Source organism: Bacillus sp. FJAT-27916, assembly GCF_001183965.1.
GTDB lineage: Bacteria > Bacillota > Bacilli > Bacillales > Pradoshiaceae > Pradoshia.
Genome location: NZ_LFZV01000001.1, coordinates 2876642 through 2897940 on the forward strand (window position 1 = coordinate 2876642; position 21299 = coordinate 2897940).

Here is a 21299-nt window from a genome sequence, read left to right on the forward strand (position 1 = left end):
AGTGATAACTGCTCCTTTTCTTTCTCTTATCGATGGACGATGGAATACAAATGATAGCCCCCGTCTAGATTCTTCACGCTTATTCCATTGCCTTCAAGGATACGTGCAGCTAAGTAGCCGCGCATGCCCACTTGGCAGGTAACATACAAGTCTTTGTCCTGTGGAATTTCATCGAGGCGGCCGCGGAGTTCATCAATCGGGATGTTCACTGAGCCTTTAATAGCGCCCTTAGCTACTTCTCCTGGAGAACGAACATCTAGTAAATATCCTCCGTTAGCGACAATCTCGTCGATTTCATGCCATTGAACCGTTTCAGCCATACCTTCCATAATATTGGTGGCGGCATATCCAGCCATATTGACCGGATCTTTTGCTGAAGAATAAGGCGGCGCATAGGCAATCTCGATATCCGGCAAATCAAGAACCGTCATATTGCCCTTAATAGCTGTCGCGATAACATCAATTCGCTTATCAACCCCATCTTTACCAACAGCTTGTGCGCTGTAAATCCGCCCGCTCTCCTTGTCGAAGATCAGCTTTAAATTAATTTGGGCTGCACCTGGATAATAGCCCGCATGACTGTTTGGCGTCACATGAACGACCTCATACGGCACTCCCTGTCTTTTCAACATCTTTTCATTGCTGCCGGTTGAAGCGACAGATAGGTCGAACACTTTGGCAATGGATGTTCCGAGAGTTCCATTGTAGACCGCCTCTTTCCCATGAATATGGTCAGCAACCAATCGTCCTTGACGGTTAGCCGGCCAAGCCAGCGGGATATAAGTATCGGTACCATGGATATAATCCTTCACTTCAATCACGTCACCGACAGCATAAATGGATGGGTCAGAGGTTTGCATATGCTCATTGACTTTAATCGCGCCATTTCTCCCAACCTCAAGACCTGCTTCCTTGGCAATCATGCTTTCCGGTTTCACGCCGATAGCAAGCAAGATCATATCGGCATCGAGTTCTTTTCCACTATCTAAACGAACCTTCTTTCCTCCATCCAAAATGGCGGATACATTCTCTTCAAGAAGGAGATGAACGCCCTTTTCACGCAGGTGAGCATGGACAATTTGAGCCATTTCATAATCAATCGGAGCCATCACTTGGCTGCTCTTATCAACAATGGTCACGTCTACTCCGCGCTCATGCAGGTTTTCCGCAATCTCAAGGCCAATGAAGCCTCCGCCAATGACAACCGCCTTCTCAGGTTTCTCCCTATCAACCTTCTCTTTAATTCGATCGGTATCAGGAATATTCCTCAACGTGTAAACATTATTCGCATCACTAATCCCTTCAATTGGGGGCTTGATTGGACTAGCACCTGGAGAAAGGATTAATACATCATAGGACTCTGTATATTCTTCGCCTGTAGCAACTTTTCTTGCCGTAACGGTTTTATCCTCGCGATTGATCTGAATAATCTCTGTCCAATTACGGATATCAAGATTAAAACGAGTACCCATACCCTCCACCGTTTGGACGAGCAATTTATTACGATTTTGGATGACTTCCCCGACATAATACGGCAGGCCGCAGTTGGCGAATGAAATGTATTCTCCTTTTTCAAACATGATGATTTCATCTTTCTCACTAAGACGGCGTAAACGTGCTGCTGCAGATGCACCGCCTGCCACCCCTCCGACAATTAGGATCTTCATCTCGTTTCCTCCTCATGATAGGTCTATAGCTAGAAGTTTAATATACCCCCATAGGTATGTCAATTGAAGTTTTATGTCTATTTTATGTCCACCAAAATTATATCATTATATCCCGCAAAACATAAAATATTGACTGAATTGTCTTTCAAAAGAAGTCAAAAAAAATCATGAAGAACCAGATAACCATCTGATTCTTCATGACAATTGATTTATTATTCTGTGTCAACGGAAACAGCCGCTTCCCGATAGGAATGCTGGATTCTCGCTGCTTCCTTTTGGTTCTTAGGTACGTGGCGGTAGAATAAGATTCCACTTGCAAGCAGGATGACCCCAAATAGGAAGGTTTCAAAGTCAGCCGTTCCTTTCACGATGACCCAGATGGAGTATCCCGTTGCCAGAAGCCCGATTAATCCATCGATAATTCGTGAACGGTTGTCATTGGCTTTATACGTATCCCCTGTCCAAACTAATTTCAACTGGAAGGTAGAAGAGATTAAATAAGGCACCAAGTAAGACAAGGTTGCAATATAGATAATGAAATCAAAGGCAGAGGCAATAGAGTTTGATATGGTCGAGAAGATGAACAACTGACCTAGTCCATTTGAAACCAGCATTGAAAATGCCGGTACCCCATTTTTATTTTCCTTCATGAAAGCCGGGATAAAAAGACCCTGCTTCGCTGCTTGATGCGGAATCTCAGCGCTTAAGAGCACCCAGCCGATTGTTGAACCGAAGAGGCTGATCAAGCCAATGGCTGCGAGTGCCTTTCCGCCGATTGGCCCGAGTACTCCTGTAATTGCATCGATCAATGGCTTATCAGAGGCAAGCAAAGCATCTTGAGTAAGCATACCCATTACGAGTGTGCTGATGCCCATGTAGATGGCAAGAGCAATCAAAAGACCGACAATGGTCGCTGCCTTCACGTCAGATTTCCGTTTTGCCCGATTGGCAAAAACAATGGCAGATTCAACCCCGACAAATGCCCAAAGGGTCGAAACAGCCGCCAAATTCACTTGGCCTAGAAGCCCATGGCTGACGCCGCTGCTATCTGCCTTCATTTCGACAAACGGCAGGATATTCGCTTTCTCAAAGGCAAATAAGCCGATGATGATAAATAAGCCAAAGCCAATCACTTTTCCGGCTGTTGCAATGAAGTTCAGTTTACCAGCATGATTAATGCCTGTCATGATGATGTAGTGAACACCCCATAGCATAATTGTACAAACAAGGAATGTAAGAGCGTTTCCGACCCTAAGCGTAAAGTCCCCGACTGTCAACAAGACAGCCTGACTGGTCAAAATCGGGAAAAACGTAGATAAATATCCTGCAAATGTTGTTATAATGGCAATATTCCCCGCAAAGTTACCTATCCAATAGCCCCATGTGGCCATGAAGCCGGATAGCTTCGACGCAGTTGAATCCTCTTTAAAGAGCTCCTTCGCATAAATTTGCGGTCCTCCGGTTAAATGCGGCTTCCGGATTGCTAAATTCCCGAAGACAAGCGCAATCGTCAAGACACCAAGTCCCGTTAAGCCCCAAGCCATAATGACGCCGGCAGGACTTGCAACCTCTGCCAAGGTACGAGGAAGCATAAAGATTCCTGAGCCTACCATATTCCCGACCACAAAGGCCGTTAAAATCCAAAATCCAAGCTGTTTATTCTGTGTCACTGGTCATTCCCCTTCCAAAACTGATGTTCTCCAATTCAGATTATCCATGTTTTGGCCCAAATGAGATGTGAACTTTCTTTAGTCGGCAAGCTATGTAGGAAGACAATCGTAATCTAGCAATCTTTCCATTCATAGCGTCAAATAAAACAAAAAACACACCCTTTTGGAGCAGGTGTGCTTAAAAAAAGATTCACACCAGACAAAAACGGATAGTTCTCCATGGGAGCATGAAGTATGTATTCCCATGACAGTCCTGCACCTATTCGGCTGCAGTCCCAGCTGCCATTCTCGGAAAAGAACAGCGCTTCGGCGATAGTTCCTTTCCGCTAGCGTCATCAAGCTTTCCGGCTCTTGTTACTAGCGTACTGATAAATATCGCGACCTCTACCTCATCTTTTCTGATGAGGATTTGTATAATTATTCACTTGTGTAGGTAAAGGATACTATTTAGCAACATAGACTGTCAACAGAAGTCTTTCAAAAAGGAAATAGAAAGACTATTCAATCAGTTTGTTTGCCCATTTATTCTGAAATTCGGTAATGCTTGTGTACTCCTCCTCCAGCTTGCGATAGATACTGATGTAGATAGGAATTAAATCCTCATAGATTTGCACATGCTGCTCAATCGGTTTATGAACATGGGTTGTTCCGACAAGACTTTTCACAACAGCGAAATCCTCAATCTCTCCGAGGGCGTAGCGGCCAAGCACAACCGCGCCGAGGCAGGAGCTCTCAAAGCTTTCTGGCACTTCGACCTCCTGATTAAAGATATCGGCGAGCATTTGCCTCCATAAAGGAGAGCGGGCAAAGCCTCCTGTTGCTCTTATCTTCTCAGGCACTCCTATCAATTCCTGTAAGGCTAATAAAACCGTATACAGATTAAGGATTACTCCTTCGAGTACCGCACGGACCATATGCTCCTTCTTATGATGCATACCAAGACCAAAGAATGATCCGCGGGCATCTGGATTCCAAAGCGGAGCCCTTTCCCCAGCCAAATATGGATGGAAAAGAAGCCCTTCAGCTCCCGGGGCCACTCTTTCGGCAATCTTGGTCAAAACCTCGTAGGAGTCTATCCCAAGCCGTCTCGCAGTTTCAACCTCTGCTGAAGCAAGCTCATCCCGAAGCCAGCGGAAGGTCATTCCCCCATTATTTACGGGTCCCCCAATCACCCAGTGCTTGTCTGTCAAAGCATAGCAGAATATACGTCCTTTCTCATCTGTCACCGGCCGGTCTGTCACCGTACGAATTGCCCCGCTTGTGCCAATAGTCACGGCGACAATACCCGGGTCAATCGCATTCACACCAAGATTAGAGAGTACACCATCACTCGCGCCAATCACAAAAGTCGTATGAACCGAGAGCCCCATTTCCTCCGCATATTGCGGCTTCATCCCAGCTGCATACCAAGTAGTCGGAACAGGGTGTGACAAATGTTCTCTCGTGATTCCTGCCACACGCAAGGCCTCCTCATCCCAATCTAAATCTGCTAATGAGAATAGACCCGTTGCGGAAGCAACAGAATGATCAATCACAAACTGAGAGAATAATTTATGGAACACATATTCCTTGATGGAAATATATTTATGCGCCCCTGCCGCAATATCTGGGCAATCATGCGTCAGCCAAGCAATCTTCGCAAGAGGGGACATCGGATGAACCGGGGTGCCTGTCCTCCTATAGATCTCATGTCCATTCCATTCATTCTTAATCTTATCTGACCACGTCTTTGCACGGCTGTCTGCCCATGTAATACAGGCCGTTATAGGTAGTCCTCTCTCATCAACTGCAATAATACTATGCATGGCTGAGCTAAAGCTGACAAAACGGATTTCTTCAGCCCTTGCTCCACTCTTATCGACAACACCTTTGATTGCCTTAACCACTGCCTGGAAAATCTCTTCGGGGTCCTGCTCAGCAATCATTGGTGAAGGACTATGTAGCGGATATTCTACATGACAAATACAATGAACCTTTGTCTCTTTGGTGAATAGAACAGCCTTAGTAGAAGTTGTCCCAATATCGACCCCAATATAAAACATCATGAATCCCCTCATTTCCACTAATAATCACTCTCGTAATAGAGAATATTGTATATGGTAATACTGCTGATAGACAATGTAATTTTGGAGGCTCAACCAATGAAGAAACAGCTGCTGACCAGCTTTGCATCCATTTTTCTCTTAACCCCTCTCTCAGGGGCAAATATGCCTTTAGAGCATACACAAATCATTCACGCGGCAGCCCTTACCCAAGCAGTGAAGGTCGGACAGCCCGCTCCGGACATTTCCCTTCTAACCATCTCTGGTAAACAGGTCCGCCTGTCCGATTATCTCGGACAAAAGGTCGTAGTCAACTTTTGGGCCTCATGGTGCCCTCCGTGCCGCGAAGAAATGCCCGCATTGGAAGATTATTTTAAATCCAACAAACAAAATGCCAGCCTTTTAAGCATTAATATGACCAACGCAGAGAAAAGCGTTGATGATGTCCACAATTTTATCAAGAGAGATAAGCTGACCTTTCCCATTCTCTTAGATACGAAAGGAAAAACGGGTGAAGCTTATCAAATCCTCACCCTGCCAACAAGTTTTTTTATTGATTCGAGCGGAATAATCCGAAAGAAATGGATTGGCCCGTTAGATAAGAATACCCTTGAATCCATCCTGGCAACGATTAAGTAAGTTTGCTCCATACCCCCATCTTACAAAAAAAAACATAAAATAGACATTTTTTTACTTATATTCTCTCTAAATTCATAGTACAATAGAGAACAAAATCAGTTTGATATTTTTAAGGGGTGTTGCAAATGAGAACTTACCAGCTGTTAATCTCTGTCATGCTTATTATGATTAGCGTCTTTTCCGTCAAGAATCTCATTACTGGCCAATGGGACATCCAATATGCCATGCTAAACGGCGGGATGGCCATCATCGTTCTCGGTATCTATACAGGATACATGAAATATTTACAAGAACAAGAATCCAATTAAACCTTTTATGCTGATTTGACTAGGTCAAATCAGCTTTTTTTAACCTCCACACATGCAGGTACCGGTATTGAAATAACGCTTGCTGTATACCTCGGAATTCCGCTTATCTAAGCCGCTGACATTTGAAAGTGTTGTAACAGCCATATCTTTCTTCTTGTTAGTCATATCAATATGATTGGCTTCCATTTCCTCCAATCTGTAATCTCCAACGATGATTCCCTATTCCCTTTTTGTTCAATGTTCAATCAAATAGTCTAAAGCGATGACCGATCATGGACAAAAAAACCCTTGAACAGATAAGTTCAAGGGTTCAGCTATCTTATTTATTCATTTCTGCAGGCATAGGAATTGTCGCCTTTTTCATCTCTTCTTCAAGTTCTTTTGTATAAGATGCTTTCTCTTTATCTGACCAGTGGAGAACCTTCGCCATTTCTTCGATGACGGCATCCTTCCACTTATAAACAGAAGCGATATCAAACAAGAGCTTTCCGGTTCTTCGGTTAAAGAAATCAAGCGGTGTGACGACCATTTCTTGTTCGATTGAATAACGGAGTGCCACAAAGAGATCAAGAGGGAGCCCTGATAGCTTCGCTTCTTCCTTATAAGCCTTTGCCAGTTCGAACATGACAGGAGCATTTGATCCATATTTTCTAAGCATGGCAACAGCCTCTTCTTTTGACAATCCTGCTTGAAGACCTTTGTCTGCATGCTTAGCGATATATTTCTCAAATTGACTGGATCCGCCTACATGTCCGCCTGAAATTGGCATTTTATCCGTGGAACAGCTGGAATATAGCTTATAGCCCTCATCGCGGAATTGTTTAGCTACAAGATTGACGACGGTTTCCGCCATCTTCCGGTACCCAGTTAATTTTCCTCCTGCGATTGTGATCAAGCCACTGTCGGAAATCCATGTCTCATCCTTCCTTGAGATCTCAGAAGCACCCTTGCCTTCCTGGCTGATCAACGGCCTTACACCTGCCCAGCTTGACTCGACATCCTCTTTTGTGACGGAGACTGTCGGGAACATATAATTAATCGCATCAAGGATATAATCTCTGTCTTGATCGGTCATTTGTGGACTCTTAGGATCCGTATCATAAAATGTATCTGTTGTACCAACATAAGCTTTCCCATCTCGAGGAATCGCAAAAACCATGCGCCCATCAGGCGTATCAAAATAGACCGCTTGCTGCAACGGGAATTTTGATTGATCAATGACAATATGAACACCCTTGGTCAATTGAAGGACCTTGCCTTTCTTCGAGTGATCCATTTCACGAATCGTATCAACCCATGGGCCGGAAGCATTGATGACTTTGCGTGAATGAATGGTGATTTCCTCGCCGTCAATTAAATCCTTGCCGATAATACCTGTAATTTTGCCATTATGATAAACAAGCTGATCAGCTTTCATATAGTTCATGACAACAGCACCTTGTGCAGCTGCTTCCTTCATCACTTCAATGGTCAAGCGGGCATCATCGGTACGATACTCAACATAGTACCCTCCGCCTTTCAGTCCATCCTTCTTCACAAGCGGCGCTCTCTCAAGCGTCTCTTGCACAGTGAGCATTTTCCTGCGCTCCTTCTTCTTAACACCTGCCAAGAAGTCATATACCCGAAGGCCCATTGAAGTAGAGAATTTGCCAAATGTTCCTCCCTCATGGAAAGGAAGCAGCATCCATTCCGGTGTGGTAACATGGGGGCCGTTCTCATACACAATCGCGCGTTCCTTCCCAACCTCAGCCACAACGCCTACTTGCAGCTGTTTTAAGTAACGCAGTCCGCCATGAACGAGTTTCGTGGAGCGGCTGGATGTACCTGCAGCAAAGTCCTGCATTTCAACTAAAGCGACCTTCATTCCGCGTGAAGCGGCATCAAGTGCTATTCCGGCCCCAGTTATTCCTCCCCCAATCACCAATACATCAAATGTTGTATGTTTAAGCTCGTTTTTAAACTCACTTCTATGCAAACTATTTAGCTCCATTGTTTGTACCTCCTCAATTTTCTTGCCAAATTATGAAAAAAGAGACCACAAAATACATTACCCTAAGCAGGAGAATGTATTCGTGGTCTCTCGAAATCTCTAACCAATTATTAACTTATTTTTAGTATATCACCATTCTTGATCAAATGGCAGTAAAATTACTTAAATGTCCGAGTGCTTGCTACCGCTTTCTCCCAGCCTTTAACCAACTCTTCACGAACATTCTCTTCCATAGACGGCTCAAATGATTTCTTCACTGCCCACTGGGAAGCGATCTCCTCTTGTGAATCCCAGAAGCCAACCGCAAGTCCAGCTAAATAAGCAGAACCTAAGGCAGTTGTTTCATTAATCGTTGGAATCTCAACAGGTACATTTAAAATGTCACTTTGGAATTCCATCAAGAAGTTATTCTTCACAGCTCCACCGTCCGCTCGCAACGTTTTCAGAGCAATGCCTGAGTCTTTTTCCATTGCATCTAGAACTGCTTTTGTTTGGTATGCAAGTGATTCAACTGTTGCACGGACAAAATGATCCTTTGTCGTACCGCGCGTCAAACCGAATACAGCTCCTCTTGCATCACTATCCCAATATGGAGTACCAAGCCCGACAAATGCAGGTACAACATAGACACCATCAGTGGAATCTACCCGTCTGCAATAGGCTTCGCTGTCCGCCGCGTCCTTAAACATACGCAAGCCGTCTCTGAGCCATTGAATCGCAGATCCAGCTACAAAGATACTTCCCTCTAATGCATACTGGACTTTCCCGTCAATTCCCCAAGCAAGTGTCGTAAGAAGCCCTTGCTCTGATTTCACTGGTTTTTCGCCAGTGTTCATCAACATGAAGCAGCCTGTGCCATATGTGTTTTTCGCCATTCCTGTTTCAAAACATGCTTGACCGAATAAGGCAGCCTGCTGGTCGCCTGCTACTCCAGCAATTGGAATATTCTGACCAAAGAAATGGTATTCGATTGTCTCTCCGTATACTTCAGAGGATGGACGTACTTCTGGGAGCATAGATTTCGGTACATCCAAGATCTCAAGAAGCTCATCATCCCATTTCAAGTCATAGATATTGTACATAAGGGTACGGGAAGCATTAGAATAATCCGTCACATGGGCTTTTCCGCCTGAAAGCTTCCAAATAAGCCATGTATCAATAGTTCCGAATAAGAGCTTGCCCTCATTAGCTTTTTCACGCGCACCTTCAACATTATCAAGAATCCACTTCACTTTCGTTCCAGAGAAGTAAGCATCAATTAACAAGCCAGTTTTGGAGCGTACTAAATCATCATAGCCCTTTTCTTTCAATTCTTCACAAATATCATTCGTTTGACGTGACTGCCATACGATTGCATTGTAAACTGGTTTACCTGTCTCTTTATCCCAGACTACAGCGGTTTCACGCTGATTCGTAATACCAATACCGGCAATTTGAGAAGCGGAGATACCCGATTCAGATAGACAGCCTGCAATGACCGCTAAGACAGAGCCCCAAATTTCATTGGCATTATGCTCTACCCAGCCTGGTTTCGGAAAGTATTGCGTAAATTCCTTTTGGGATGTATGAACAATTTCTCCTGCTTTATTGAAGAGAATTGCCCTAGAACTAGTCGTTCCCTGATCGATTGATAAAATATATTTCTCCATTTTGTTCTCTCCCATCCTATTAAAAATAGTGTTTATTCATCTATTATAACCTTACAATCTCGCTTTTGTTGGTTCCTCCGCCGCTTGGATAGCCGCATCCTGATTCTTCGGGCTCATCGCTAAAGCAATCAATAGAACAACGACTGTCGCAGCAAGGACGAACCAGAATGTATTGGTCATTTCCCCATTAAAGACTACTTTATGGAATAATGCTCCTAATGAGCCTCCAAGAATTGGACCGACAACCGGTACCCACGCATATCCCCAGTTGGATGGTCCTTTACCTGCTATCGGCAGAATCGCATGGGCAATCCTTGGACCGAGGTCACGGGCTGGATTAATGGCATATCCTGTTGTTCCTCCAAGTGCCATACCGATTGCGACGATCAATAGACCAACTGCAATTGGATTTAAACCTTCCGTAAACTGATTGGCACCGATAAATTGCAATCCTAGCAATAGGACGAATGTTCCAATAATTTCACTCAATAAATTAGAGAATGTATGTGGAATCGCCGGCCCTGTAGCAAAGACACCAAGCTTTGTACCAGGGTCTTCAGTGGCTTTCCAATGTGGTAAATATTGAAGATAGATAATAGCAGCACCTAAGATAGCTCCAATCATTTGAGCAGCTAGATAAGATGGAACTTGATTCCAGTCAAATGCACCTGCAAACGCTAATCCAATTGTAACAGCTGGATTTAAATGAGCGCCACTAATACTTCCAACCGCGAATACACCTAATGTTACCCCTAGTCCCCAAGCAAGCGTGATGACGATCCACCCCGCATCTTTCGCATAAGACTTTGTTAAATTTGCACCAGCACATACCCCTGCCCCGATAATAATCAGGATCATTGTTCCTAGCACTTCACCCCAAAATGGCGTCATGAATACCACTCCCTCATTGAAATATGGTCAAAAAAAGAGCACAGGTATGGGAACCCATTCAATGAGAATTTAGGGCATCACTTACCTGTGTCTCCAAGTCTCGACCAGAATTATTAACTTACTCACAGTATAAAACGAGCTGAAAGCGCTGTCAACGACTTTTCTTTCAAAATCATGACTTTTTTCTCATTTTACGGAAAAATGTTCCCACAAATGATGATTGGAGCTTGTAATAGAAACCGCCCCTGCCTTCAGAGCCTCCTGTGCCTCCTGTTCAGTCCGGATCAATCCTCCGGCAAACACAGGAATACGGAAACGCTTTGAGACCTCTGTGATCATGGTTGGCAATGAACCTGGCAGCACTTCGATAAAGTCCGGCTGGCATTTCTCTACAAGCCTGAAGCTTCTTTCTATCGCATGACTGTCAATCATAAAGATACGCTGAACCGCTACCACACCATGCTTTTTGGCTTGCTGGATGACACTTGATTTAGTAGATATTAACCCGTAAGGACGGAATTCCTGACATAAATATTGAGTGCCATATTCATCATTCTTCAATCCATGTATTAAATCTATATGAAAAAATAATTTCTTATTTCGAGCATTTGCCATCTTGGTGACATGCTTGATTTGACCAAGATGAATCTCTAGCATGACACCCGCCTCATAAGGTGAATCTAGAAACCTCTCAAAATCCTTCATATTTGATAATGCTGGTAAAATACTTTGCTTCAACATAGTACCTCCTGACCATAAATGGACACAAATCCTTGCCTCAGCTTCTCCATTTTTGTCAAACTAAAGAAAACCCCTATGTGGAAATAATACACCATTAAGGTATATATCACCAACACAAGGGTTTTCTTATAATTTTCTATTACGCTGCCATGTCACTATCCTCAACAACTCTGTCTTTCTTGAAGTACGATACAGCAATGGCCAATCCCGCAAACAAGGCAAGGAAGATCAATAAAATACCGCCATTTGTTATCATACCGCCGAAATCATTGAGCGAAATCAATGACCGGAAACCGGCAATTGAATAAGACATCGGCAAGAACTGGCTCAAGTTCCTCAAATACTCAGGAAGCATATCAACCGGCAATGCCGAACCTGTTGTGGATAGCTGCAGAATCAAGAAGGCAGCCCCGATCAATAATCCAATATTGCCTAACAGCATAACAAGGAAGAATGCTATTGTCATGAATGTTAAGCTCGCCAAAATCGCATAAGGAATCATGGATATGGTATTCAAGAAGCCTGAATGGACATAGAAGGATGTAAAGACAGTCAGTAAAATGGCCTGACCAGCCACCAATACAGCCATAAATCCATATCTTCTCACATACCAAGTAAGCGGTGACACTTCTTCGCCTGCAGGCCTTCTAACACCAACGACCATCACCATTAATAAAGCTCCGACAAACAAAGCGAGTGACAAAATATATGGAGCATTTGCATAGCGATAGAATGGATACCCATTAATCTTCTCACCTGCAAGCTGTACTGGATTTGCAAATTGGGATTTATTTTCATCCCCTCTGTTCGTGGCGGCCACTTTTGCAGCCCCATCACCTAAACCAGAAGCCAGCTCCTGCGTTCCATCCTTCACTTGACCGACACCGTCATCCAACTGTTTAACACCGTCAGTCATGGTTGCCCAGCCAGTCTTCACTGTAGCGTTTCCATCCGCCACTTGTCTTGCTCCATTTGCAAGTGTTTGAATATCGCCGGATTTCGCTGCCAATGATGAATTAAGCTCCTTGCTTCCATCGGCAACTTGCTTCGAACCATCAGCTAGTTGTCCTGATCCATCCACCGCAGTCTTCCAGCCAGCGTTTACTGTAGCATTTCCAGCTGCTACTTGTTTCGCTCCTGCTGCAAGAGTCGCAATGTCTCCGGATTTCGCTGCTAATGAGCTGTTCAGCTCTTTGCTTCCAGCTGCTACTTGACCAGCTCCGTCAGATACTTGTTTTGCTCCTGCTGCTAAGGTTGCAATATCTTTCGATTTCGCTGCCAATGAGCTATTCAATTCTTTACTTCCCTCAAACAATCTTAAAGAACCGGCTGCAAGTAATCCTGAGCCATCAACGGCTGTCTTCCAGCCTTCATTCACTTGTGCGTTTCCTGCAGCAACTTCCTGGGCTCCTGCTGCAAGTGTTTCGATATCTCCGGATTTAGACGCTAAGGTGCTGTTTAGCAGTCTGCTGCCCAGCACAAGCTCCTCTGCTCCGCTTGCTATTTGTCCTGAGCCATCAACGGCTGTCTTCCAGCCTTCATTAACAGAAGCATTTCCTGCCGCGACCTCTGCTGCTCCATTTGCTAATGTTTCAATTTCTCCAGATTTAGATGCTAGAGTACCGTTTAGCAGTTTGCTTCCTGATACAAGTTCTCCAGCGCCGCTGGCTAATTGACCAGATCCATTAACAGCTGCAGACCAGCCTTCATTTACTTGCTCGTTACCTGCAGCTACTTGCTTTGCCCCATTCGCCAATTCACTTGTTCCTGCGACAGCTGTTTTCCAGCCCTCATTCACAGAAGCATTCCCAGCAGCCACAGTGGTCAGTCCACCATTCAATGCTGCAGCACCTGTTGTCAACGCGTCCCAGCTTGTATTCACTGTCGCCGTCCCAGCTTGTATTTCCGCTGCTCCTCCTGCCACTTGCTTAGCGCCATCGACAAGCTTCTGTTGACCTGGTATTAACTGACTACTAAATGAATCAGCCAATTGATTGACCCCAGGACTTAATTTAGTTGAAATGCTTTGTGATAATGTGGATGCACCGCCTTGTAATTGACCAACACCCGAATCAACGGCAGAAGTTCCGCTTTGAACGGCCTTCGCTGCTGCCAGTACGTTTTGGAATTTAGGATCTTTTGCCATATCAGGATAAAGAGCCGCTAATTCTTCCAGTCCTGCCACAACACCCGTAGAACCTGTTTTCAGTCCTGGGGTTTGAGCCGCAAGACCATTCAGCCCATCTGAAACTGCTTTACTTCCATTGATTAATTCAGGCATACTTCCGGCAAGCTGATCAGCTCCATCTTTTGCTTTATTTAGACCTGCAAGCATATCAGAAGTGCCCCTGCTAAGCTCCTGAGCCCCTGCATTCACCGCTTGCCCGCCGTCTGCCAATCTTTGAATCTTATCCTTGTTGCCAGTTAATTGACCATACATATCTTCTGACCCTTTTTTCAAATCAGCCGTTCCTTTGGCAAGTGCTTCAATATCACCTGCCTTAGAACTCAAAGAGTTATAAAGCGTCTCTGAACCGCTTGCTACATTTTTCGCTCCCCCTGCGAGGGTCGCAATATCATTTGATTTTGCTCTCAGGGAATCATTTAATTCCTTTGTTCCTGCAGCCAATCGGCCAGCTCCATCGGCCACCTGACCGGAACCGTCAACTGCTGTTTTCCAGCCGGCATTCACCTGTGCTGTTCCTCCTGCCACTTGCTTGGCTCCATCGGCAAGCTTAGCAATATCACCTGATTTCGCACTTAAAGATTGGTTAAGCGTCAGGCTTCCAAAAGCCAATCGGCCTGCACCGTCTACTAGCTGACCGGAGCCGTCAACTGCTGTTTTCCAGCCGGCATTCACCTGTGCTGTTCCTCCTGCCACCTGCTTGGCTCCATCGGCAAGCTTGGCAATATCACCTGATTTCGCGCCAAGCGATTGATTAAGCGTTCTGCTTCCGGCGACAATTTCACCAGCTCCAGCAGCCAATTGGCCAGACCCCTGTACCGCTGTTCCCCAGCCCGCATTTACTTGTGCCGTTCCTCCTGCTACCTGCTTGGCACCAGCTGCTACCTGGCTAGATCCAGAGGCTAATTGGCCAGACCCCTGTACCGCTGTTCCCCAGCCCGCATTTACCTGTGCCGTTCCTCCTGCTACCTGCTTGGCACCATCGGCAAGCCTGGCAATATCACCTGATTTTGCACTGAGCGATTGATTAAGCGTCCTACTTCCAGCCGCTACTTGTCCAGCCCCATTTGCCAACTGGCCAGACCCCTGTACCGCTGTTCCCCAGCCTGCATTTACCTGTGCATTTCCGTCAGCGACTTGGTTCGCTCCGTCTGCCAGCTTATTGATGTCTCCCGCTTTACCAGTTAAAGAGCCCAATAATGTGCCTGTTCCGTCGTGAAGCTTCTTAGATCCGTCATTTAATTTTTTGGCACCAGCTGCACCATCGGAAAAGCCTTCTCCGACATCCCCTAAGGAAGCAAAGACGGTTTCCGTATAAGTCTCAGTAATCGTGTTTGAAAGCTGATTGCTTATCTTTTCGATAGCTGAGTTCGTTGCTGTGGCCGCAATGAAATGAAGGCCTTCATTTTGCGTGTATTTTAACTCAGGCTTTTCTGGATTCTCATCCATGACTGTCGCAACTTTCCTCGAGAAATCCTCTGGAATCTCGATCACCATATAATAATCATTATCTTTTAGTCCGCGTTGTGCCTGGCTGCTGCTGACAAACCTCCAGCCTAAGTCATTGCCTTCCTTCAGTTTGGATACTAAATCTCTTCCTACGTTTACTTCCTTCCCGTCTGTTACAGTTCCTGCGTCATTATTAACGACTGCCACAGGCAAATTAGACAGATTATCATACGGGCCCCAGCTTGGAGTGAGCATAATCAAGCCATATAAGAGTGGAACCAGTAATACGGCGATAATCGATACCCAGAAACCCCTTCGCTGTCTAAGTTCGGAAAATCGATTTCCGCTGCCATATTCGTTCATATCTAACCCCCAGTTTGTCCGAAATATCTATGTCATGGTGGTTATGAAAGCGCAACCACTCGTATAAATGATATATATTCTGAATGGTCATTCAAATTCCTTCTAGTATTTCGATATTTTGTAATTATTTTAGATAATTTGACACTTTTCTTCTTTGTGATAAGTAAAACTAATACAATATTTTAAGCATTCCTTATCACCCTTCAGGCTAATAAACCCAAAAAAAGACCGTATCCTTTATAAAAGATACGGTCTCTTTATACATTTCATTTCGGTCGTTCCAGAATAAATTTTTCTCCTAGCTTCATATATTGATTGCCGGCAAGACGGCTGACAGGTCTTAATTCATCTATATTAATTCTTCCATTCTCATAAATCGATTCGTCAATATGATACCGCGTAATATTTCCAATAATCAGATCACAGCTAGCATCATCTGCTACCTGTCCCCCAAGAGGAATCGCCTTAGAAAGTGTACATTCCATCCTTACCTTTGCATTGGTAATCCCAGGTACACGAACTGTTTCACTCTCTGTCAGCTTAAAGTCTGACACTTCTAATTCACTTACATTGGACGGCAGCTCTGCCGCTGTCTGATTGGCATCCACTGCATTCAACTCATCCGTGATATGGACCACAAACTCACGTGAATCCAATATATTCTGGGAAGTATCTTTCTTATGGCCATCCCTTCTTTGAACCGAGACAGCAATCATTGGCGGATTTGCACTTACAATCGTAAAATAGCTGAACGGTGCAATATTAACGACTCCCTCATTCGAAATCGAGGAAACAATCGCTATCGGGCGCGGTACAATCGTTCCCGTCAAAAACTTATAATTTTCTCTCTCGCCCATAGTAGTTGGATCTAAGGAAATCATGCTATTCCCCCCTTCAAGAAAATCTCTTCCCAAACCAATTTGCCGCGGCAGTTAATTCAGCATATGCCAGCTGATGCCCAGAGTTCTCCCAATGGACAGTGACATCAGCCTGTTGTGCGGAAAGTATTCGTTCCAGTTCGCTTGTTTCCTCCGGAGGACAGATAGGATCATTCTTTCCTGCTCCAATAAAAACAGGAAGGCCAGTCAAATCAGGTAATTCGATTCCTCTGATTGGTACCATTGGATGAAACAGAATGGCTCCAGCGAGTACGTTCTCGTAGTGGAATAATAGACTTGCGGCAATATTAGCCCCATTGGAATAACCAATCGCAACCATATTGTGACGATCAAACTCATATCGAACAGCTGCCTCATCCAAATAATCCCGAAGCTCCTTTGTCCTGTACTTCAAGTCCTCTTCATCAAATACCCCTTCTGCAAGTCTTCTAAAGAAGCGCGGCATCCCGTGTTCAAGAACATTTCCTCTCACACTTAACACGGAGGATACCGGAGAAAGGTGCTCCGCAATGGGAAGAAGATCCCGTTCCGTTCCACCGGTTCCATGGAGCATAAACAGCGTAGGAGCCTTTTCATCTTTTCCTTTAGCAAAATAATCAATCATGGTTTTCCACCATCCCTTTGTTTGTGCCAGCCCTAAAACATCTCGAATTCAGTATAATATATTCCATGTTTATTTCAAAAAGGTTTGATTGAATAATCTACATTGATAACCAGCGTTTTTGTTAGAGCTATGCCTGCCATGAGTAAAAGAGGTAGTCATTTTTTATCGGCAGGATAATGGGTACGTTTTTCACCCATACTATTGAAATATCTATAACACACTTCATTAAATGAACCACTAGGCTACTACTTCATAATAATTTTTTATCTCTGACGGACATATAGAAGGAAAAAAGAACAAATTATTATAAGGATGGGATTTTTTCCGTTCCATAGTAAAAGGGAGGGTCAATAAAAGAATGAGAGTGACAAGAGCACGTCAAAAAAAGAAAAGGCAAAAAAAAATCAGAAACAGTTTCCTTAAGATGGGGGTACTATTAACGATAGCTGGCTGCCTGTATCTAGGATTTTCCCTATCAAATTGGGGAGATAGCTTTTCGTGGGCAAAGGATGCTTCAAAATCCGATTCAACCTCTTCTTCTCTAGCGGCATCCTCACAGGACATTACCTATAAAGAAGCACAAGGAAAAGTAATAGGATTAGCCGATAATCATACCATTGAGGTTGATTTAGATGGGAAGACGAAAACTTTTCATTGCCAGGGAAACACAAAATGTGAATCAGTGGTAAAGAATCTTTCTGATGAGGATGGCATCGTTCTCTACTATTATCAAGATGAAAACGGACAGAACAAAATCATAGATATAGCTATTATTTATACACATAAGCAAGGTGAGCTAGTTCAGTACATAGAGGGTACATATTCAGGCATGGCGGATTCACATACGATCGAAGTCACGTTGCCCAAGCAAGTTGCCGCAGCCTATCAGCTTAGAGGTCCTTTATTAGAAGAGAATATCGAAAAGAAATTCACTAATGGGGATCGTGTACTCCTGACGGGCATTAAAACGGAAGACGGGATTGTTGTCTGGAATATGGAACATCCTCAACATTAAGTCGATGCAAGAAGATGCTGTCTAAATCTAATGAGAAAATCATCAAATGAAATAGGAGCGGCTCCATCTGGAGCCGCTCCTTCAGCTGTATTTTTCTATATTGAAGAAAAACCATAATATTTAGAACCTGTACCTTCATTCAGGTGCACGGGCAGGTCGCATCAACTATCTCGCTTCTTGCGCCTTCTTTTAGATGCTCCGGCAAGTGACATCAATGTCTAGAATAGTGGCACTAGAACTTTTAATGATGGCTAACCCTTTCATTTTTGAAAGGCATTTATTAACCTTGTCTACCTTTGCGAATGTCATAAAGATCGATAGCCACCTGATTCAATTCCCTCTTTACAAGAATCTTTTCCTTGAACCGTTCAGGCAGGCGGTTGTAGCCCGTCTCGATTCCTTTAAGTCCGCAGGCTATGGCAGCAACGGTATCCGTATCATGTCCCTTATTTGCGGCAGCCACTGCTACGTCCTCAAAGGTTTCCAAGTTGGAGAGGAAGTGAACAACCCATTTCATTGTATGTACGACATACCCATCTGGCAGGCAATCAGGCTCATTTGTGAGTAGGTCCTCATAGATGGTACCGGCTGTTTCCTCACGGAGAGAGTGCCTCAAGGTATCCCCATTTAGCAGGCGAGAGGCAATCCGGTTGTAAATCAGGCAGGCCTCCGCAGCTGAATCATCGTAATGAGTCATCTTTGAATGACGTACAGTCAATTCCTCTAATTCCTTAGGATCTGAGTAAGCAAGCGCGATAGGCAGGCATCTCATCAAGGAGCCATTTCCTGCACTCTTCTCGCTCAGTTCGTAATGAACCTCCTTGGCCGCTTTCTCCCAGTCCCCAGTAAACATGGTCAGCACCTGACTGATGATTATGCCCACATCCTTTGGCTTTTGATTATACCATTTCAGGAATTCCTCTCCGATATGAGGGATTGGGTCATCCGAACATTCGATGATTCCTTTGGCGACGCATAACGTCATCGCTGTATCATCCGTTATCTCACCGGCCTTTAAGTGCCATATTCCTCCACCAATGATTTCAGTCAATTTCCCGTATTTATTCTTAATCTCCTGTTCAGTCATGAATTCGGTTGTTCCGCCTAAAGCATCTCCAATTGCAACACCAAATAAACCGCCTTTCACTTGATCAAGCATTATGATGCACCTCTTTTATTTTGTCTACTATTCATTATTTTAACATAGTAATAACAAAATATTTTACCATCGATCGGCAAGGTCATCTTACTAGCGTGATGCCGCGATATGAGTTCGGACCTCTTCTCCCATCACTTCCTCGTTATATAAATGACAGGCAACGAAATGTCCTTGATGAACCTCTTGCCATGCAGGCTTTTGCCGACTGCAGACTTCCATTGCATAAGGACACCTCGTACGAAATACACATCCACTCGGCGGATTAGTCGGGCTGGGTATTTCCCCTTTTAGCAAGGTTCGCTCACGAGCATCTTCCACATCGGGGTCTGGGATGGGAATCGCACCAAGCAGGGCTTCTGTATAAGGATGGAACGGGTTGGAATACAACTTTCCGCTCTCTGTCATTTCCATGAGGCGGCCTAAGTACATAACCCCGATACGGTCGGCTAAATGTTTGACCATAGCAAGGTCATGAGCAATAAATAAATAGGTCAGCCCCTTTTCCCTTTGCAGCCTTTTTAACAGATTCACAACCTGTGCTTGCACAGAGACATCGAGAGCGGAGATTGGTTCATCGGCAATGATGAAATCAGGATTTAATGCAAGCGCCCTGGCAATGCCGATTCTTTGCCTTTGTCCCCCGCTGAATTCATGCGGATACCGATTGGCATGGTCTCGACTAAGTCCCACATCCTCCAGAAGCTCAATAACACGCTTCTCCCTCTCTTTTTTATTCTTATATTGTTTATGGACTTCCATCGGCTCAGAGACAATCTCCATTACAGTCGAACGTGGATTCAGCGAAGCATATGGATCCTGGAAAATCATTTGCATATCCCGATGGAGCGCTGCCTTCTCTTTGTCACCGAAGGATTGTGTGTTCCTTCCCTTGAAGAGAATTTGTCCTTCTGATTGTTTATAAAGCCCAATGATCGTTCTGCCCAGCGTGGATTTCCCGCAGCCTGATTCACCAACAAGACCAACAGATTCCCCCTCGAAGATATGAAAGGTGATACCGTCAACCGCTTTGACTGTCTGCTTTTTGCCAATCTGGAAATGCTTTTTCACTTCCTGGAGTTCCAGTATTTTGTCGCCTTTCATTCCTCCATCCCCGCTTCCTTATAATACCGCCGGGCACAGCAAAGCTCACCCTCATAAATAGTCCCTTCAAGCAGTATGCTCTCAATCGATTTTCCTGTCTTAGGGGAATGAAGCAGCCGCCCGTTTCCATGATAGATTCCGACATGATGAATCGCTCCTTTCCCCTCCTCATAGGCAAAGAACAATAGGTCCCCTGGCTTAATAGCATCTAAAGAGACTTCTCTCCCTCCTCTTGCCTGGTCGGCCGCATCGCGTGCTGCAGGGAAACCATTTGCCTTCAGCATGGTATAGGCAAAGCCTGAGCAATCATAGCCATAGCTGCTCACCCCTCCCCATAAATACGGCAGACCAATAAAACGCTCACCTGATCGGCAAATATCTTCTCCTGATTTCCTCCCAGCAGGCTTGCCGAAATGGACATCATCCCGATGCAGTTCACCCTTGCCAAGGGGCGTTAAAACCTTAATGGTGTTCCCTGCTGCATTTATGAGAGGCAGCTCTGTTTGATAGCATAACGGGATGGTCGAATCCATTCCCTCTATCTTTAAGAGGGCTGTCTTGCTTTTAATAATAGCTGTCCCCTTTACTTCTTCAACGTTTTGGAACTTTCTAAGCTGGCGCAAAGGAACCCAGCCTGGGTAGCCTTTCTCATTCTTCGATGTAGGCTGACCTGGTACAAGGATGGATGCCCAATCTCCCTCAACCTTTGTCACGATTACATGTTCACCGAATAACACTTGCGTTTGAATACGATTGGAATCATGCAAATCCAACTGATCCGCCAGTGTCATTCCCATGAGCCACTCCGAAATTCTGGCTGGATGACTGATGACAGGACGATCCAATTCCCGCGGCGCTGCCGAAGACGTCCAGACCGTCGCAACAGATACAGCTACTTGCATATGCATTCCGTCCATTTAATCTCCT

General features: G+C 44.7%; 17 protein-coding genes and 1 riboswitch. Of the genes, 3 read left to right on the top strand and 14 right to left on the bottom strand.

Going from position 1 to position 21299, the window contains the following annotated elements:
- Window positions 1-26: 26 nt before the first annotated feature.
- From cdr to gntK, 3 genes are all read right to left on the bottom strand, one after another.
- Complete coding sequence (cdr, locus tag AC622_RS14045) at window positions 27-1667, bottom strand: CoA-disulfide reductase (protein ID WP_049671632.1); 1641 nt, start codon at window positions 1665-1667, stop codon at window positions 27-29.
- Between the two features lie 212 nt (window positions 1668-1879).
- Window positions 1880-3337 carry an amino acid permease gene (locus tag AC622_RS14050; RefSeq protein ID WP_049671633.1) on the bottom strand — a complete coding sequence of 486 codons (1458 nt, stop codon included), beginning with the start codon at window positions 3335-3337 and terminating at the stop codon, window positions 1880-1882.
- Window positions 3338-3539: 202 nt separating this feature from the next.
- Window positions 3540-3732: riboswitch (Lysine riboswitch) on the bottom strand.
- 102 nt (window positions 3733-3834) lie between these two features.
- On the bottom strand, window positions 3835-5382 hold the full coding sequence (gene gntK / locus AC622_RS14055; RefSeq protein ID WP_049671634.1) for a gluconokinase: 1548 nt from the start codon (window positions 5380-5382) through the stop codon (window positions 3835-3837).
- Between the two features lie 96 nt (window positions 5383-5478).
- Here gntK and AC622_RS14060 point away from each other — a divergent pair, with 96 nt between their 5' ends.
- Window positions 5479-6018 (top strand): peroxiredoxin family protein, encoded by a 540-nt coding sequence (locus AC622_RS14060; RefSeq protein ID WP_053103765.1) that lies wholly within the window; start codon window positions 5479-5481, stop codon window positions 6016-6018.
- Window positions 6019-6143: 125 nt separating this feature from the next.
- On the top strand, window positions 6144-6326 hold the full coding sequence (locus AC622_RS14065; RefSeq protein ID WP_049671635.1) for a hypothetical protein: 183 nt from the start codon (window positions 6144-6146) through the stop codon (window positions 6324-6326).
- A 39-nt stretch (window positions 6327-6365) separates the two neighbouring features.
- On the opposite strand, the gene AC622_RS21060 is transcribed toward AC622_RS14065, so the two are convergent.
- The 8 genes from AC622_RS21060 to AC622_RS14100 all read right to left on the bottom strand — a co-directional run bounded on the left by AC622_RS21060 (window position 6366) and on the right by AC622_RS14100 (window position 17097).
- Entirely contained in the window at window positions 6366-6521 is a 156-nt protein-coding gene (locus AC622_RS21060; RefSeq protein WP_156185634.1) for a hypothetical protein, read from the bottom strand.
- A 124-nt stretch (window positions 6522-6645) separates the two neighbouring features.
- Window positions 6646-8316: a glycerol-3-phosphate dehydrogenase/oxidase gene (locus AC622_RS14070; protein WP_049671636.1), complete on the bottom strand. Its 1671-nt coding sequence runs from the start codon at window positions 8314-8316 to the stop codon at window positions 6646-6648.
- Window positions 8317-8474: 158 nt separating this feature from the next.
- Window positions 8475-9965, bottom strand: coding sequence for a glycerol kinase GlpK (glpK, locus tag AC622_RS14075; protein WP_049671637.1), 1491 nt, complete (start codon window positions 9963-9965; stop codon window positions 8475-8477).
- A gap of 51 nt (window positions 9966-10016) precedes the next feature.
- Complete coding sequence (locus AC622_RS14080; RefSeq protein ID WP_049671638.1) at window positions 10017-10856, bottom strand: MIP/aquaporin family protein; 840 nt, start codon at window positions 10854-10856, stop codon at window positions 10017-10019.
- 186 nt (window positions 10857-11042) lie between these two features.
- Window positions 11043-11597: a glycerol-3-phosphate responsive antiterminator gene (locus AC622_RS14085; protein ID WP_049671639.1), complete on the bottom strand. Its 555-nt coding sequence runs from the start codon at window positions 11595-11597 to the stop codon at window positions 11043-11045.
- A gap of 139 nt (window positions 11598-11736) precedes the next feature.
- Entirely contained in the window at window positions 11737-15594 is a 3858-nt protein-coding gene (locus tag AC622_RS14090; RefSeq protein ID WP_049671640.1) for a YhgE/Pip domain-containing protein, read from the bottom strand.
- Window positions 15595-15860: 266 nt separating this feature from the next.
- The gene (locus AC622_RS14095) at window positions 15861-16475 is read right to left on the bottom strand and encodes a flavin reductase family protein (RefSeq protein ID WP_049671641.1); all 615 of its coding nucleotides are present in this window, start codon (window positions 16473-16475) and stop codon (window positions 15861-15863) included.
- A 13-nt stretch (window positions 16476-16488) separates the two neighbouring features.
- Complete coding sequence (locus tag AC622_RS14100) at window positions 16489-17097, bottom strand: alpha/beta hydrolase (RefSeq protein ID WP_049671642.1); 609 nt, start codon at window positions 17095-17097, stop codon at window positions 16489-16491.
- A gap of 358 nt (window positions 17098-17455) precedes the next feature.
- Between AC622_RS14100 and AC622_RS14105 the strand changes: the two genes are divergently transcribed.
- Complete coding sequence (locus tag AC622_RS14105) at window positions 17456-18112, top strand: hypothetical protein (RefSeq protein ID WP_049671643.1); 657 nt, start codon at window positions 17456-17458, stop codon at window positions 18110-18112.
- 280 nt (window positions 18113-18392) lie between these two features.
- Here AC622_RS14105 and AC622_RS14110 read toward each other — a convergent pair whose 3' ends face one another.
- The 3 genes from AC622_RS14110 to AC622_RS14120 all read right to left on the bottom strand — a co-directional run bounded on the left by AC622_RS14110 (window position 18393) and on the right by AC622_RS14120 (window position 21289).
- Window positions 18393-19271 carry an ADP-ribosylglycohydrolase family protein gene (locus tag AC622_RS14110; protein WP_197089940.1) on the bottom strand — a complete coding sequence of 293 codons (879 nt, stop codon included), beginning with the start codon at window positions 19269-19271 and terminating at the stop codon, window positions 18393-18395.
- A 90-nt stretch (window positions 19272-19361) separates the two neighbouring features.
- On the bottom strand, window positions 19362-20372 hold the full coding sequence (locus tag AC622_RS14115; RefSeq protein ID WP_049671645.1) for an ABC transporter ATP-binding protein: 1011 nt from the start codon (window positions 20370-20372) through the stop codon (window positions 19362-19364).
- Window positions 20369-21289 (bottom strand): C40 family peptidase, encoded by a 921-nt coding sequence (locus AC622_RS14120; protein WP_331456714.1) that lies wholly within the window; start codon window positions 21287-21289, stop codon window positions 20369-20371. The genes AC622_RS14115 and AC622_RS14120 overlap by 4 nt, the downstream gene beginning before the upstream one ends.
- Between the last annotated feature and the right edge of the window lie 10 nt (window positions 21290-21299).

Coding starts and splice junctions, on each gene's coding strand:
- cdr (WP_049671632.1), bottom strand. CDS start 1,667: ATGAAGATCCTAATTGTCGGAGGGGTGGCAGGCGGTGCATCTGCAGCA.
- gntK (WP_049671634.1), bottom strand. CDS start 5,382: ATGATGTTTTATATTGGGGTCGATATTGGGACAACTTCTACTAAGGCT.
- AC622_RS14060 (WP_053103765.1), top strand. CDS start 5,479: ATGAAGAAACAGCTGCTGACCAGCTTTGCATCCATTTTTCTCTTAACC.
- AC622_RS14065 (WP_049671635.1), top strand. CDS start 6,144: ATGAGAACTTACCAGCTGTTAATCTCTGTCATGCTTATTATGATTAGC.
- AC622_RS14070 (WP_049671636.1), bottom strand. CDS start 8,316: ATGGAGCTAAATAGTTTGCATAGAAGTGAGTTTAAAAACGAGCTTAAA.
- glpK (WP_049671637.1), bottom strand. CDS start 9,965: ATGGAGAAATATATTTTATCAATCGATCAGGGAACGACTAGTTCTAGG.
- AC622_RS14080 (WP_049671638.1), bottom strand. CDS start 10,856: ATGACGCCATTTTGGGGTGAAGTGCTAGGAACAATGATCCTGATTATT.
- AC622_RS14085 (WP_049671639.1), bottom strand. CDS start 11,597: ATGTTGAAGCAAAGTATTTTACCAGCATTATCAAATATGAAGGATTTT.
- AC622_RS14090 (WP_049671640.1), bottom strand. CDS start 15,594: ATGAACGAATATGGCAGCGGAAATCGATTTTCCGAACTTAGACAGCGA.
- AC622_RS14095 (WP_049671641.1), bottom strand. CDS start 16,475: ATGATTTCCTTAGATCCAACTACTATGGGCGAGAGAGAAAATTATAAG.
- AC622_RS14100 (WP_049671642.1), bottom strand. CDS start 17,097: ATGATTGATTATTTTGCTAAAGGAAAAGATGAAAAGGCTCCTACGCTG.
- AC622_RS14105 (WP_049671643.1), top strand. CDS start 17,456: ATGAGAGTGACAAGAGCACGTCAAAAAAAGAAAAGGCAAAAAAAAATC.
- AC622_RS14110 (WP_197089940.1), bottom strand. CDS start 19,271: ATGCTTGATCAAGTGAAAGGCGGTTTATTTGGTGTTGCAATTGGAGAT.
- AC622_RS14115 (WP_049671645.1), bottom strand. CDS start 20,372: ATGAAAGGCGACAAAATACTGGAACTCCAGGAAGTGAAAAAGCATTTC.
- AC622_RS14120 (WP_331456714.1), bottom strand. CDS start 21,289: ATGGACGGAATGCATATGCAAGTAGCTGTATCTGTTGCGACGGTCTGG.